Consider the following 11,824-nt stretch of genomic DNA (forward strand, 5'->3'; position numbering starts at 1 on the left):
GCTGCGGTCAGCCGCGCAGGCGGGGGTGGCGCGGCTCGGCCTCGGGCACGCCCTCCTGCGACAGCAGGATCGCCACCGGCCGCAGCCAGGGGATCTGCGCGCAGACGATCATCACCGCCACCATGATCGGCACCGCAAGGAAGGTGCCCGAGATGCCCCAGACCGCGCCCCAGAACGCCAGCGACAGGATGATCCCGAACGAGGACAGCCGCAGCGTCTGGCCCAGCAGCATCGGGTCGAAGACATTGCCGATGATGAAATGCACCGCCGTGGTGATGCTGCCGATCACCAGCGTCGTGGTCGGATCGCCGGTCTGGGCCAGCACGATGGCGACGGTGATGACCGTGGCGATGATCGAGCCCAGCGTCGGGATGAAGTTCAGGATAAAGGTCAGCATGGCGACTGCGCCCGCCAGCTCCAGCCCGAAAAAGCGGAAGGTCAGCCAGATCAGCGCCGCCGTGACCGCGCTGATCGCGGCCTTGACCACCAGATAGCGGTTCACCCGCCGCATGATCTTGTGCACCGTCGCTAGCACCTGCCGGGCACGGTCGGGGTCGCCGGTCAGCCGCTCGATCTTGATCGGGAACCAGATCCGCTCGCTGAACATGAAGCCGACGAAGGTCAGGATCAGCACCGAGGCCGAGACCAGGTTCGAGGCCTGGCCGGCGGCCGAGCGCATCCAGCCGGCGAAATCGACGCTGCCGAGGAAGGTGTTGATCGCCTCTTGCACGTTCGGGCCCCAGCGCTGGCTCAGCCGCTCCAGCGCGGCCTGGGCGCGGTCGGCATAGTTCAGCGCGGTGGACAGCACCTCGTTGACCTGCGCCACCACCGTGGTCGCGGTCCAGAGCAGCCCGATGGCGATGGCGATCAGCGCCAGCGTGGTCGCCAGCCAGTTCGGCACCTTCAGCCGGGCAAAGGCGGAAATCGCGTCCGAGGTCAGCGAAAAGATGATGATCGCAAAGACCAGGCAGATCAGGATGAAGCGCGCCTGCACCATCAGCGCCAGCACCAGGCCAAAGGCGATGACGCCCAGAAAGCCGGTCTGCAACCGTTCCGCCAGTTGCGAGTCGCTTGGCCTCAATCCCGTCCCCGTTGCTGAGGACCGGGGCAGGGCGCCCCGGTTTTGCCTATGCCTCTTCGGCCTCGTCATCCTCGCCATTCTCGGCGATGCGGGCAACAGAAACAACGGTTTCATCGGTGCCGGTATTGAAGACGCGCACGCCGCCGGCCGAGCGCGAGCGGAAGCTGATGCCGTCGACCGGAACCCGGATCGACTGCCCGGTCGAGGTCGCCAGCATGATCTGGTCGTCGCGTTCCACCGGGAAGCTGGCGACCAGCGGGCCGCCGCGCATCGCCTTGTCCATGGCGGTGACGCCCTGGCCGCCGCGGCCGCGCAGCGGATAGTCGAAGCTGGAGCTGATCTTGCCCGCGCCCTTGGCGGTGATGGTCAGGATCAGATCCTCGGCCGCCGACATCTCGGCATAGCGTTCCTGGGTGATGTTGCCCTCGGCCACGGCATCCTCGTCCTCGTCGGCCTCGGCGCCGTCGTCCAGCGCGCCCTCGACGGCGCGGCGCATCTTCAGATAGGCGGCGCGTTCGGCCGGATCGGCCTCGAAGTGGCGGATGACCGACATGCTGACCACGCGGTCGCCCTTGTTGACCAGCCGGATGCCGCGCACGCCGGTGGAATCGCGGCCCTTGAAGACGCGCACGTCGGTGGTCTGGAAGCGGATCGCCCGGCCCGAGGCGGTGACCAGCATCACGTCGTCATTTTCGGTCGCCAGCCGCACGCCGATCAACTCGACGCCCTCGGGCAGCTTCATGGCGATCTTGCCGTTGCGCATGATATTGGTGAAATCCGAAAGCGCGTTGCGGCGGACATCGCCGTCCGAGGTAGCAAAGACCACCTGGTAATCGTCCCAATCCGCCTCGGGCGCATCCATCGGCAAGAGCGCGGCGATCGAGACCCCGGCCTGGATCGGCAGGATATTGACGATGGCCTTGCCCTTCGAGGTGCGGCCCGCCAGCGGCAGGCGCCAGGTCTTCAGCCGATAGACCATGCCGTCGGTGGTGAAGAACAGAAGCTCGGTATGGGTATTGGCGACGAACAGCGTGGTGACCAGGTCGTCCTCCTTGGTCGCCATGCTGGAGAGGCCCTTGCCGCCGCGGCGCTGGCTGCGGAATTCGGCCAGGGCGGTGCGCTTGATATAGCCGCCCGAGGTGATGGTGACGACCATGTCCTCGCGCTCGATCAGGTCCTCGTCGTCCATGTCGCCGGCCCAGTCGACGATCTCGGTGCGGCGCGGCACGGCGAAAAGCCCCTTCACCTCGGCCAGCTCGCCCGAGATGATGGCCATGATCCGCTCGCGCGAGGCCAGGATGGCGAGATAGTCGCGGATGGACTCGGCCAGCGATTTCAACTCGTCGGTGACTTCCTGCACGCCGAGCTGGGTCAGGCGCTGCAGGCGCAGTTCCAGGATGGCGCGGGCTTGGGTTTCGGACAGGTTGTAGGTGCCGTCCTCGTTCACCGGATGCAGCGGGTCGTCGATCAGCCGCAGGTATTCGACGATCTCATGCGCCGGCCAGCGCCGCTCCATCAGCCGCGCCCGCGCCTCGGCGGCGTCGGCCGAGCTGCGGATCGTCGCCACCACCTCATCGACGTTCGAGACCGCGACGGCAAGCCCGCAGAGCACATGCGCGCGCTCGCGCGCCTTGCGCAGTTCATAGGCGGTGCGGCGGGCGACCACCTCCTCGCGGAAGGCGATGAAATGGGTCAGGAAGTCGCGCAGGGTCAGCTGCTCGGGCCGGCCGCCGTTCAGCGCCAGCATGTTGCAGCCGAAGCTGGTCTGCATCGGCGTAAAGCGGAACAGCTGGTTCAGCACCACCTCGGCGGTGGCGTCGCGCTTCAGCTCGACCACCACCCGCACGCCGATGCGGTCGGATTCGTCCTGCACATGGGCGATGCCCTCGATGCGCTTTTCCTTGGCCAGTTCGGCGATCTTCTCGATCAGCGTGGCCTTGTTGACCTGATAGGGGATCTCGTCCAGCACGATCAGCTGGCGGCCGTTGCGGCCTTCCTCGATCCGGGTCTTGGCGCGCATGACGACGCTGCCGCGGCCCTCCAGATAGGCCTTTCGGATGCCCGAGCGGCCCAGGATCACGCCGCCGGTCGGAAAGTCCGGGCCGGGGATGATCTCCATCAGCCGTTCGGTCGGCAGGTCCGGGTTCTCGATCAGGGCCAGGGTGGCGTCGCAGACCTCGCCCAGGTTGTGCGGCGGGATGTTCGTCGCCATGCCGACGGCGATGCCGCCGGCGCCATTGACCAGCATGTTCGGGAAGCGTGCCGGCAGGACGGTCGGCTCGCGGTCCTTGCCGTCGTAGTTGTCCTGGAAATCGACGGTATCCTTGTCGATGTCCATCATCAGATAGGCGGCGGGCTTGTCCATCCGCACCTCGGTATAGCGCATGGCCGCCGGGCTGTCGCCGTCCATGGAGCCGAAGTTGCCCTGGCCGTCCAGCAGCGGCAGCGACATCGAGAAGGGCTGCGCCATCCGCACCAGCGCGTCATAGATCGAGGCGTCGCCATGCGGGTGATACTTGCCCATGGTGTCGCCGACCGGGCGGGCCGACTTGCGATAGGGCTTGTCATGGGTGTTGCCGGTCTCGTGCATGGCGAAAAGCACGCGCCGGTGCACCGGCTTCAGCCCGTCGCGCAGGTCCGGGATCGCCCGGCTGACGATGACCGACATGGCATAGTCCAGATAGGACGAGCGCATCTCGCGCGAGATGTCGATCACCGGCCCGTCGTGATGCATCACCGCGCGTTCGGCCGTGCCGTTCTCGGGGGAATCGTCGTCGTTTTCGGGGGTATCAGCCACGGGGTTCGCCTCAACATCTTGTTGGGTGACGGTCTATCCCATACCAGCAGCCGGCGCAATCTTTAGCGGCCCTCAGGCGGTGCCGGGAACGCGGTTGCGGCCCCGGACCGAGGCCAGCCACAGCCCCGAGAGCGCCGCCGAGCAGATCGCGTTCCAGCCGGCCATCGAGATGCCGAACAGGCTCCAGGCCACCTGGTCGCAGCGCACCAGCGGCGCCGCCTCGATGGCGGCCATCAGGTCCTGCGTCGACAGCTGCGCCAGGCCCGAGACTCCGCCCGAGCAATGCTGCGGCCCGGCCCAGAGTTTCAGCTCGACCCCGGCGTGGTAGATCGCGAAGCCGGTGGCGCAAAGCGCCGCCAGCAGGCCGAGGGCGGCCAGCCAGCGCCGCCAGCCGAAGGCCCAGATCAGCCCGCCGATGATCGCGGCGGCAAGATGCGGCCAGCGCTGCAGGATGCAGAGCTCGCAGGGCGCATAGCCCATGGCCTGGAAGGTCAGCGCCGCCGCCAGCAGCACGGCCGATCCTGCGCCGGCCGCGACGGCCAGCGATTGGCTTGGAAATCCGTTCATGCGCCTTGGGTTAGGCCGGCGGCGCGCGCTCGGCAAGTGCCAAATGCGTGAGCGTCAATGCGGCTTCCAGCGGATCACCCGCCAGACATAGACCGCCACGACCGTGACCACGACCAGCTTCGAAAGCGGGTCGATCCAGTGGGCGACCAGCGCATAATTTTCATGCAGCATCAGCCCGGCAAAGGTCAGCACCCCGGTCCAGAGCGCGCTGCCCGCCGTGGTATAGGCCAGGAATTTCCACAGCGGCATCCGCGCCAGCCCGGCGGGGACCGAGATCAGCGTGCGGATCGCCGGGATCATGCGGCCGAAGAACACCGCCATGGCGCCGTGGCGCTGGAACCAGTCATGCGCCGCTTCGATGTCGCCGGGCGACAGGGTCAAGAGCCGGCCGTGGCGGGCGGCGAAGCGCTTCAGCCGCTCCTCGCCGAACCAGAGGCCGACGCAATACCACATCAGCGTGCCCAGAACCGAGCCGAGCGTGCCGACCAGGATGGTCAGCGTCAGCGACAGCTTGCCCGCGCCCGCCAGGAAACCGGCCAGCGGCATGATCACCTCGGACGGGATGGGCGGAAAGACGTTCTCGGCCACCATCAGCGCCCAGACGCCCAGATAGCCCCAGCTTTCGATCGTCGAAACCACCCAGTCGAACATGCCCGCCCTCTTCGTTTGCGCCCCGTGCTGCGGGGCCGGGCCGGAACTGTCAAGGGGGCGGCGGAACTGTCAGGCCCGCGTCGGTGTTGCGCCGGGCAGGGCTTTGGATAAAGCTGGCATGACGGCGATTTGACCGGCGCGGCCGCCGGCGGGAGGGGTGCGATGGAATGGCGGGGCAGACGCGGCAGCCGCAATGTCGAGGACCGGCGCGGCATGGGCCGGGCCGGCGCGGGGGGCGTCGGCATCGTCGGCATGCTGGCGATCCTGGCGGTGGGCTATTTCTTCGGCATCGACATCTCGCCCATCGTCGGCGGGCTGGACCAGGGCAGCCAATCGGGCGAGCCGCGTGAGCTGACCGCCGAGGAAAAGGAATCGGGCCAGTTCGTCAGCGTGGTGCTGGCCGATACCGAGGAGGTCTGGGCCCGCGTCCTGCCCGAGCAGGCCGGCGAGCAATATGCCGAGCCGGGGCTGGTGATGTTCTCGGGGGCGACAAAATCGAAATGCGGCGGTGCGCAATCCGCCATGGGACCGTTCTATTGTCCGCTGGACCGCACAGTCTATCTCGACACCGATTTCTTCCGCACCATGAGCCAGAAGATGGGCGCGGGCGGCGACTTCGCCTATGCCTATGTCATCGCGCATGAGGTCGGCCACCATGTCCAGAACCAGCTGGGCATCCTGAGCCAGACCATGCAGGCCCGCCAGCAGTCGAACGAGGCCACGGCGAACCGGATCTCGGTGCTGACCGAATTGCAGGCGGATTGTTTTGCCGGGGTCTGGGCCAGCCACGCCAGCCAGCAGTTCAACAGCATCGACGAGGGCGACATCGACGAGGCGATCAATGCCGCCGCCGCCGTGGGCGACGACACGCTGATGGAAAAGGCCGGCCGCGCGCCGATGCCCGATGCCTTTACCCATGGGTCGAGCGCGCAGCGGCAGGAATGGTTCAAGCGCGGCTTCAGTTCGGGTCAGATGGCGCAATGCGACACGTTCAAGGCGGCCGGGATGTAGGCCGGCGGGCCCGCGCGCATGGCGCCGTTGCCGGAGTATTTGGCAAACGGTGAAAGGCGCGGGCGGTGCCGCGGGCGGCGCGGCCGCAGGGGTATTTGCGGAGCAAAGAAGCCGGGCGGTCAGGGCCGGATGCGGGGCATGCCGCGCGGCCGGTCCATGGTCGCCCAGTCGGGCCAGAGGCCGAAATGCTCCAGGGCGACCAGCACCAGGCCCAGGGCGACGATGGCCAGCACCAGCTTGACCATTGGCGTGCTGGGCGGGTTGCGCGCCCAGCGCGATGCCCGGATCAGCCAGAGGAGGTTGTTCATGCGCCCCTTCCTTTGCTAGGGATCGCCCAAACGGAAAACCGCCCGGGACCACGTCTTGCCTCAGCACAGCGACAGCCGCATCCTGCCCTATACCGCCGACCAGATGTATGCGCTGGTCGCCGATATCGAAAGATACCCCGAGTTCCTGCCCTGGAATTCCGCCGCCCGCATCCGCGCCCGCCGTCCGGGCGAGGGCGGCAGCGAGGTGATCGAGGCCGATCTGGTCATCAGCTTCAAGGTATTCCGCGAGCGTTTCGGCAGCCGCGTGACGCTGTGGCCGGCCGGCAGGCGCATCGACACCGAATATCTGGACGGGCCGTTCAAATATCTGCGCAGCGGCTGGAGCTTTGCCGACCTGCCCGAAGGCGGCTGCAAGGTCGAATTCTTCGTCGATTTCGAATTCCGCAACGCCATCCTGGGCAAGGTCATCGGCGTGGTCTTCGGCGAGGCGATGAGCCGCATCGTCCGCGCCTTCGAGGACCGGGCCCGCGCGCTTTACGGCGCCTGACGCGCCCGTTCCCAGATCGCGTATTCCGGCGCCATGGCGGCGCGCAGCCGGGTTTCGGTTCCGGCATCGAGATCGGTCGCGGCCTCGGGCGAGACATTGACGCGGGGCAGGGTGATCGCCTGGCCCAGGCGCGCGGCCAGGAAATCCACCAGGGCCGGCATCGCCTCGTAGCGGAAGATGTGGTCGACGGCGATGCGGTTGTCGTTGTCGATCAGGAAGTCCGACTGCCGGCCCAGATTGGCGTGGCTGGGGCGCTCGCCAGGGTGCAGGTAATCCTCGACGAAGCGGGAAAAGGACAGGTGCGCGGTGCTGTTCGGCCGGCCGATCAGCGCGTCGCGGGCGCGAAAGCGATACCAGCTGCCCAGCCAGTCCAGCGGCTCGCGCATCACCGCCACCGTCTCGAAGCGCGGCCCGCCCAGAGGATGCAGCAGCGGCCGGATCTTGTTGATATATTGCCGCAGGTTCAGGTGCTTGATCTCGGGCCGGCCGCGAAAGGCGATCTCGGCGCGCTCGGACAGCGCCTGTTCCAGCGCCGTGGTGCCGGTCTTGGGCACCGACAGGAGCACGATCCGGGGCTTGACGAAGATCAGCATGAACAACTCACGGTCGAAAACATCCGTGCGGATTAGCGGCCGTGATGGGGGCTGGCAAGCGGGTTGCGGGCGGGCCGGCTGATCCCGGCCCACCCGGCTTGCTCAGATCACGCCGAAGGCGCGCATCGGCTCGGCCACGCGGATGAAGCCGGCGATATTGGCGCCGATCACATAGTCGCCGGGCGCGCCGAATTCCTCGGCCGTCTCGTAGCAGCTGTCATGGATGTCGCGCATGATGGTGGCGAGCCGCGCCTCGGTCTGCTCGAAGCTCCAGCGATCGCGCGAGGCGTTCTGCTGCATCTCCAGCGCCGAGGTGGCGACGCCGCCGGCATTCGCCGCCTTGCCGGGGCCGAACTTGACGCCGGCCTGCTGGAAGGTGCGGATCGCCTCGGGGGTCGAGGGCATGTTGGCGCCTTCGCCGACCGCCTGCACGCCGTTCTTGACCAGTTTCGCGGCGTCCTTGCCGGTCAACTCGTTCTGCGTGGCCGAGGGCATGGCGACCTGGCAGGGCACGTCCCAGATCGAGCCTTCGCCGGACTTGACGAAATAGCCCTGGCCCTTCAGCCGGACATATTCGCCGATGCGGCCGCGGCGGACCTCCTTGATCTCCTTGATCAGGTCGAGATCGAGGCCGTTCTCGTCGACGATATAGCCCGAGCTGTCCGAACAGGCGATGACCTTGCCGCCATAGGACTGCACCTTCTCGATGGTGTAGATCGCCACGTTGCCCGAGCCCGAGACCACGGTGGTCTTGCCGTCGAAATCCTCGCCGCCGGTCTGCAGCATGGCGCGGGTGAAATAGGTGTTGCCATAGCCGGTGGCCTCGGTCCGGGCCAGCGAGCCGCCATAGAACAGGCCCTTGCCGGTCAGCACGCCCGCCTCGTAGCGGTTGGTCAGGCGCTTGTACTGGCCGAACATATAGCCGATCTCGCGCCCGCCGACGCCGATGTCGCCCGCCGGCACGTCGGTATATTCGCCGAGGTGGCGGTAAAGCTCGGTCATGAAGCTCTGGCAGAAGCGCATGACCTCGCCGTCCGAGCGGCCCTTGGGATCGAAGTCCGAGCCGCCCTTGCCGCCGCCGATCGGCAGGCCGGTCAGCGCGTTCTTGAAGATCTGCTCAAAGCCCAGGAACTTGATGATCCCGACATTGACCGAGGGGTGGAATCGCAGCCCGCCCTTGTAGGGGCCCATGGCCGAGGAGAACTGCACCCGGAAGCCGCGGTTGATCTGCACCTGGCCCTTGTCGTCGGTCCACGGCACGCGGAAGATGATTTGCCGCTCGGGCTCGCAGAGGCGCTCGATCAGCGCGTCTTCCAGATAGTCGGGGCGCTTGGCCACGACGCGGCCCAGGCTTTCCAGCACCTCGCGCACCGCTTGGTGGAACTCGGGCTCGCCGGCGTTGCGGCGGACGACCTGTTCATAAATGGGCGCAAGTTTGTCATCGATCTGCGGCATGGCGCGCAATCCTTCCTCAAAGAGACGGAGTCGCGCATAGCCCAAGGTTTCAGCAATTTGAATAAGCAAGTGACAGTTTTCAGGCAATCTGCCGAATTTTCTGCCGGATTGCCGGGCAGGGGGCCGCCCGGTGGGCGGTCCCATGGCAGTCAATCCGAGCAGACATAGACGGCACCGCCGACCGCAATGACGGAGACGGCGGCGGCCGCAACCGTGGCCGGTGCGGTCAGGACGGCAAGGGCCGAGGTGCCGATCGTGCCCAAGGTGCCGGCGACATATCCACCCGAGCCTGTCAGGATCGCGGCGCCGGAACTGTGTGCTACCACCGTGGTTCCTGTCGCAGTTGTGGCGCCGAAAGTGCCGCCGACTGCTCCGGTCGTAAAGCCGGTGATCGCCATTGCTGCGGACTTGGTATTGTCGACGTGTTCGCAAAAACTTTTAGAGGGTTTTTTGCAGATCGAGTAGGCGTTGCCTTTTCCCAGCTGAAACCCCAGATACGTTTCCGTCTCCTTGTCATAATCAAGGCAGAACAATTCGCGCTGCGATTGCGTCATGTCGGTGGTCAAACTGGCCAGCATGACGTAGCCGGGGCAGTCGCCACCGCCGCGCGGCCCTCGGAGGATTTCCCGAATGGACGTCTGGTCGATGTCGTAGTCCTCGTCATAGGTGTAGCGAACGGTTTTCTGTTTACCTTGGAAACTGAACGAGCATTCGTTGACCTGGACATCGTTTTGCGAAAGATCGATCTCCCAGATCTCCGCGGTAAAGCTGTTCGCGCGATCATAGGCCGATCGAAAGCCCTGCATCGGCACCTCGAACTCCACGACCGGCTTGAGCTCGAAGCTCTTGCTGATGCTCGCGACCTCCTCGGCGACTTCGGGATAGACGTCGTAGACGGCAACGGTAATCGTGCGCGCCTCCAGAACGGCCGACATGGTGTCCCAGTCAAACTCCGGACCGCGCAGGCAATTCTCTGTCGTCAGCGGGCACCAATATCCACCAAATGGTTCTCCATCGACCTTGGTTATGGCGGCAGAATAGGTTTCGTAGTGCGGTGATTGCGAATAGGGCAAGATCTCCACCGCAGCCACGGGCAGCAGGTTGACATCCGCATCGGCCCGGTCCTGATAATGCGCATAGGGCGTGAAGGCCAGGTCAAGTTCAAGGCCTTGATCCAGAGCAGACAATGTGGTCGATGCCTCGCAGAGGTCCATGTCGTCTTCGGTGCGAAGGCATGACGTGACCCAGTCGTCGAATTCCTCGAGCAAATAGTATTCGTCAGCGCCGACCACATTTCGTGTCGGTGGAAATTGCGGCGCGCTCAAGGCGCCATTTGCTGATAGAACCAGTGCTATGGAACAGTTTACAAAAGCTGCAACCCGATTCACGATCCGTCTCCAAACACAAAAACGAGGCCGATGAAGCATTCCGCTTCATCGGCCGTCAATATGCCTTTTAAGGCTATCCGGTCTCAGCGCCGGCCGGCTTCCAGCGCGTCCTCGAAGGTGCGCAGCCCGGTGACGGGGGCCTGCACCAGCACGGCCATGTTGCCGGGCTTGTGTTCGTTGCGCAGCATCTTGACATGCGCGGCCGGGATCTCGGCCCAGGGGAAGACCTCGGACATGCAGGGGTCGATGCGGCGCTCGAGCATCAGCTTGTTCGCGGCCGACGCCTGCTTCAGGTGGGCGAAGTGCGAGCCCTGCAGGCGCTTCTGGTGCATCCACATGTAGCGCACGTCGAAGGTGCAGTTGAATCCGCTGGTGCCGGCGCAGATCACCACCATGCCGCCCTTCTTGCAGACCAGGGTCGAGACCGGGAAGGTCGCCTCGCCCGGGTGCTCGAAGACGATGTCGACGTTGTTGCCCTTGCCGGTGATGTCCCAGATCGCCTTGCCGAACTTGCGCGCCTCGGTGAACCACTCCTTGTATTCCGGGGTGTTCACCGTGGGCAGCTGGCCCCAGCACTTGAAGTCCTTGCGGTTGATGACGCCCTTGGCGCCCAGCGACATGACGAATTCGCGCTTGTCCTCGTCCGAAATCACGCCGATGGCATTGGCGCCGGCCGCGTTGATCAGCTGGATCGCGAACGATCCCAGCCCGCCCGAGGCGCCCCAGACCAGCACGTTCATGCCCGGCTTCAGCTCATGCGGTTCATGGCCGAAGAGCATGCGATAGGCGGTGGCCAGCGTCAGCGTGTAGCAGGCCGATTCCTCCCAGGTCAGGTGCTGCGGGCGGCGCATCAGCTGCTGGGCCTGCACGCGGGTGAACTGGGCGAAGCTGCCGTCCGGCGTCTCATAGCCCCAGATGCGCTGGCTGGGCGAATACATCGGGTCGCCGCCGTTGCATTCCTCGTCATTGCCGTCGTCCTGGTTGCAATGGATGACGACCTCGTCGCCGACCTTCCAGTTCTTGACCTTGTCGCCCACCGCCCAGACGATGCCCGAGGCGTCGGAACCGGCGATGTGATAGGGCGCGCCATGGCCGTCGAAGGGGCTGATCGGCACGCCGAGGCCGGCCCAGATGCCGTTGTAATTGACGCCCGCCGCCATCACCAGGACCAGCACCTCGTTGCTGTCGATCGGCGGCGTCTCGACCACCTCGACCTGCATGGCCTTGTCGGGCTCGCCATGCCGCTCGCGCCGGATCGCCCAAGCATACATCTCTTTGGGGACGTAGCCCAGGGGCGGCATCTCGCCGATCTCGTAGAGGTCCTTTTCCGGCGCATCATAGGGCGCGATCGGGGTCGGTTGGTCCAGGGCCATCTTGCTTTCCTCTTGCTGCGCGTTCCTCGTGCCGCGGCGCAGAATCGACGCGGGGTGCAGGGCCTGTTTTACGAATGGCTGCGCAATATTGC

Annotated in this window: 11 protein-coding genes; 2 read left to right on the forward strand and 9 right to left on the reverse strand. The window is 65.8% G+C overall.

All coding sequences use genetic code 11. The features are described from left to right. Positions 1-7: 7 nt before the first annotated feature. From E3D03_RS09520 to E3D03_RS09535, 4 genes are all read right to left on the reverse strand, one after another. Positions 8-1,081 carry an AI-2E family transporter gene (locus tag E3D03_RS09520; protein WP_253879866.1) on the reverse strand — a complete coding sequence of 358 codons (1,074 nt, stop codon included), beginning with the start codon at positions 1,079-1,081 and terminating at the stop codon, positions 8-10. A 46-nt stretch (positions 1,082-1,127) separates the two neighbouring features. Next, on the reverse strand, positions 1,128-3,878 hold the full coding sequence (gene gyrA / locus E3D03_RS09525) for a DNA gyrase subunit A (protein ID WP_411969813.1): 2,751 nt from the start codon (positions 3,876-3,878) through the stop codon (positions 1,128-1,130). Between the two features lie 72 nt (positions 3,879-3,950). Beyond that, positions 3,951-4,445 (reverse strand): disulfide bond formation protein B, encoded by a 495-nt coding sequence (locus E3D03_RS09530; RefSeq protein ID WP_263566762.1) that lies wholly within the window; start codon positions 4,443-4,445, stop codon positions 3,951-3,953. Positions 4,446-4,499: 54 nt separating this feature from the next. Continuing rightward, entirely contained in the window at positions 4,500-5,096 is a 597-nt protein-coding gene (locus E3D03_RS09535; protein ID WP_062560956.1) for a DedA family protein, read from the reverse strand. Positions 5,097-5,258: 162 nt separating this feature from the next. On the opposite strand from E3D03_RS09535, the gene E3D03_RS09540 reads away from it, so the two are divergent. Beyond that, the gene (locus tag E3D03_RS09540) at positions 5,259-6,107 is read left to right on the forward strand and encodes a neutral zinc metallopeptidase (RefSeq protein ID WP_263566763.1); all 849 of its coding nucleotides are present in this window, start codon (positions 5,259-5,261) and stop codon (positions 6,105-6,107) included. A 119-nt stretch (positions 6,108-6,226) separates the two neighbouring features. Here E3D03_RS09540 and E3D03_RS09545 read toward each other — a convergent pair whose 3' ends face one another. Next, a complete protein-coding gene (locus E3D03_RS09545; RefSeq protein WP_263566764.1) occupies positions 6,227-6,415 on the reverse strand; it encodes a hypothetical protein in 189 nt (62 codons plus the stop codon). Between the two features lie 55 nt (positions 6,416-6,470). Here E3D03_RS09545 and E3D03_RS09550 point away from each other — a divergent pair, with 55 nt between their 5' ends. Continuing rightward, positions 6,471-6,923 carry a type II toxin-antitoxin system RatA family toxin gene (locus E3D03_RS09550; RefSeq protein ID WP_263566765.1) on the forward strand — a complete coding sequence of 151 codons (453 nt, stop codon included), beginning with the start codon at positions 6,471-6,473 and terminating at the stop codon, positions 6,921-6,923. Here E3D03_RS09550 and E3D03_RS09555 read toward each other — a convergent pair. The 4 genes from E3D03_RS09555 to ccrA all read right to left on the reverse strand — a co-directional run bounded on the left by E3D03_RS09555 (position 6,911) and on the right by ccrA (position 11,732). Continuing rightward, a complete protein-coding gene (locus E3D03_RS09555) occupies positions 6,911-7,516 on the reverse strand; it encodes a gamma-glutamyl kinase (protein ID WP_263566766.1) in 606 nt (201 codons plus the stop codon). The genes E3D03_RS09550 and E3D03_RS09555 overlap by 13 nt on opposite strands. 102 nt (positions 7,517-7,618) lie before the next feature. Further along, positions 7,619-8,971, reverse strand: a complete 1,353-nt coding sequence (gene gdhA, locus E3D03_RS09560) for an NADP-specific glutamate dehydrogenase (protein WP_263566767.1) — start codon at positions 8,969-8,971, stop codon at positions 7,619-7,621. Between the two features lie 149 nt (positions 8,972-9,120). Further along, a complete protein-coding gene (locus E3D03_RS09565; RefSeq protein WP_263566768.1) occupies positions 9,121-10,296 on the reverse strand; it encodes a hypothetical protein in 1,176 nt (391 codons plus the stop codon). Positions 10,297-10,442: 146 nt separating this feature from the next. After that, positions 10,443-11,732 (reverse strand): crotonyl-CoA carboxylase/reductase, encoded by a 1,290-nt coding sequence (gene ccrA, locus E3D03_RS09570; protein ID WP_062560950.1) that lies wholly within the window; start codon positions 11,730-11,732, stop codon positions 10,443-10,445. Between the last annotated feature and the right edge of the window lie 92 nt (positions 11,733-11,824).

Origin of the sequence: Paracoccus sp. DMF (genome assembly GCF_004407025.1) — a bacterium.
Taxonomy (GTDB): Bacteria; Pseudomonadota; Alphaproteobacteria; order Rhodobacterales; family Rhodobacteraceae; genus Paracoccus; species Paracoccus aminovorans_B.

Coding starts and splice junctions, on each gene's coding strand:
- E3D03_RS09530 (WP_263566762.1), bottom strand. CDS start 4,445: ATGAACGGATTTCCAAGCCAATCGCTGGCCGTCGCGGCCGGCGCAGGA.
- E3D03_RS09535 (WP_062560956.1), bottom strand. CDS start 5,096: ATGTTCGACTGGGTGGTTTCGACGATCGAAAGCTGGGGCTATCTGGGC.
- E3D03_RS09540 (WP_263566763.1), top strand. CDS start 5,259: ATGGAATGGCGGGGCAGACGCGGCAGCCGCAATGTCGAGGACCGGCGC.
- E3D03_RS09545 (WP_263566764.1), bottom strand. CDS start 6,415: ATGAACAACCTCCTCTGGCTGATCCGGGCATCGCGCTGGGCGCGCAAC.
- E3D03_RS09555 (WP_263566766.1), bottom strand. CDS start 7,516: ATGCTGATCTTCGTCAAGCCCCGGATCGTGCTCCTGTCGGTGCCCAAG.
- gdhA (WP_263566767.1), bottom strand. CDS start 8,971: ATGCCGCAGATCGATGACAAACTTGCGCCCATTTATGAACAGGTCGTC.
- ccrA (WP_062560950.1), bottom strand. CDS start 11,732: ATGGCCCTGGACCAACCGACCCCGATCGCGCCCTATGATGCGCCGGAA.